This is a genomic window from Frankia sp. CoWAU3 (genome assembly GCF_977971855.1).
This window is the reverse complement of the sequence record NZ_CDWWXB010000020.1, coordinates 27,694-30,053: the sequence shown is the minus strand read 5'-3', so window position 1 is coordinate 30,053 and position 2,360 is coordinate 27,694. Positions and strand designations below refer to the sequence as shown.

Genomic DNA, 2,360 nt, shown 5'->3' with positions numbered 1-2,360 from the left:
CGGGTACGACGCACCGGATCCGGAATGGGGCTGATCCTCGTTGACGTCGACCACTTCAAGTCGGTGAACGACCGATTCGGCCATCCGGCTGGTGATCAGGTGTTGACGGAGGTGGCTCGGCGACTGCTGGTCGTGACCCGTCCCGGTGACGTCGTCGCCCGTTACGGGGGTGAGGAGTTCGCGCTGCTCACGCTGAATGTCCGGGGAGACGCCCTCGCCGATATCGCCGAACGTCTGCGCCGCGGCGTCGGACGAGAACCCGTCCGGATCGTCCTGCCCGCGCCGCGAGTTCCGGATCCGCCGGCCCGCACGGGGGAGTCCGGGGCTGCGGGGTCTGCGGAGCCGGCGAGGGCGCGCGGCCAGGCCCGGTCGGGTGCCGGTGTCCGGGGAGACACCGGCGAGGAGTCGCTGCTGATCGCTGTGACGGTCTCGGTCGGAGCGACGGCCCTCCCCGATCACGCGGACGACACCTTCGCGCTCGTCGCAGCCGCGGATCGCGCGCTGTATGCCGCCAAGGCCGCGGGACGGGACCGGGTCGCGGTCGGCTCCGCCAGACCGGGCCATGACGTCGGTGGGCATGACGTCGGTGAGAGGGTTGGTTCGAGTAGACAGCACCCAGCCCCGGATGCCGTATCCGCCGTGGTGTCCCGGCGTACGCGATGGTGAGCGCGGCCACGGCGGCGGGCAGGTCGGCGAGCGCCGCCCGATCGTCCGTCCTCGGGATGGTCCGGCCGCGCGCCGGTCTTCCTTCCATGGCCATGATCGAAAGAGAGCAGGACGCCGTGAGCGATTCTGCCCATCCGGTGGCATCGGCGGGCCGTGTGGGGGTAGTTCTTTCGGATCGGTCCTGGAGTAACCGTTCCGGGTGCTTGGTCGGGTACTCTTCGTGGCACGGCGGGGTCATGCGCCGTGCTGGTGCGGCGCCGAGTGTTCGCTCCTTGTCCCAGAAGCGGTGGTTGTTCCCCCTCGGGAAAGATGGGGAGTGACGGACACGGTCGTAAGACCGATACTTTGACGCTCCAGCACCTGCATGTGGCGGACCGATCGTTCCCGGGTGGTCGAGAGGCGGAAGCGGTGAACCGGAACACGCGGGGAGGTACCGGCTACGACTCGGGCGGATGAGGCGTTGTGAACGGAGGTACGCAATCATGCGGTCCGGGGTGGCCGGGGGATTCCCTACCCAGCCCGTCTGATACCGCCGGCAATGCCGCACCAGATCCCCATCTGGACGTCATCACCGGTACGGGCTGTCCGTACCGAAGAAAGGTCACGAGAGAGGGGCATCCGTGCGAACGCTCGAACCCACCAGCCTCGACCTCGACTCAATCGAGGTCGACAAACTCGCCAAGGGCATCACTCTGAGTCTGCTCATCCCGGCCCGTGGCCCGGAGGCGGCTCGAACTCTCGGCGACATCATCGCACTCAACCGGCAACGCTGGATGCAGGAGCGTAGCGTGCTGGACGAGATCGGCGTGGTTGTCGACCCGTCGTCGGACGGGGACGAACATGGCCTGATGCGCATCGCGACCGGCGCGGGCGCCAGCTGGGTCGTGCGTGGGGAGTCGGTCCTGCAGCGTCACGCGGGCCGAGAGGCCACCACGACCGGCGGCAAGGCGGGTGCGATGCGTAGTCTCGCCTATCTTGCGTTCGGGAGTCGGCTCATCTTCCACGACGCCGATCTGGAAAGCTATGATCCATATACAGTGGGTGTCCTGGCTGCCGCCGCGACTGCCGATAACGCCCCGCTTTTCGTCAACGGAAGTTCGCGTAGAGTGACTGGCGACGGGCAGCCCGGGGGGCGAACCACCGAGATGCTGCGGTCGCTGTTGTCGAAACAGCTCGCCAGGTATGTGCCGTCCATCACTCGGACAATCCAGCCGCTGATCGGGGAGTTCGTCGTCGACGCGGACGTCTTCGCGGCGCTGGCGTTCTCGCGGGGGTACGGCGTCGAGACGTCACTGAAGGTTCTGGCTCTCGATCTGCTCGACTACTCCGATAGTCTCCAGGTCGAACTACCGATCAAGTATCAGGTCGGCCAGCACTACCACAGCCTGGTCAAACAGTTCCATGAGATTAGTTTCACAATCGATGTCCTGGAGGCGTACTTTCAGCGTCGGCGGGTCGACCCGCACGTCGCCATCTGGCAGATCGCCGACAACTACGACCTGCTTTTCCCGGGTCGTACGTATGCGTTGCACCGGCCGCCGGGCTACGACGACACCGACTTCGTTCCGCGGCTCGGCTTCTACCAGCCGTTGGCCACGGCACCGGCTTATCAGGCGCGGTTGCCGGAGATCAAGAGTACCCGTCGGGTCGCGCTCGACGCACTGGGGCGGCGAATGCGGACCTCGGCCTGACCG

General features: G+C 66.7%; 2 protein-coding genes. Both read left to right on the top strand.

Annotated features, from left to right (window positions below):
* The coding region (locus AC08ON_RS03935) for a GGDEF domain-containing protein (protein WP_476616470.1) at positions 1–666 on the top strand (666 nt) is incomplete at its 5' end.
* A 620-nt stretch (positions 667–1,286) separates the two neighbouring features.
* A complete protein-coding gene (locus AC08ON_RS03930) occupies positions 1,287–2,357 on the top strand; it encodes a glycosyltransferase family protein (RefSeq protein ID WP_476616469.1) in 1,071 nt (356 codons plus the stop codon).
* Positions 2,358–2,360 lie beyond the last annotated feature (3 nt).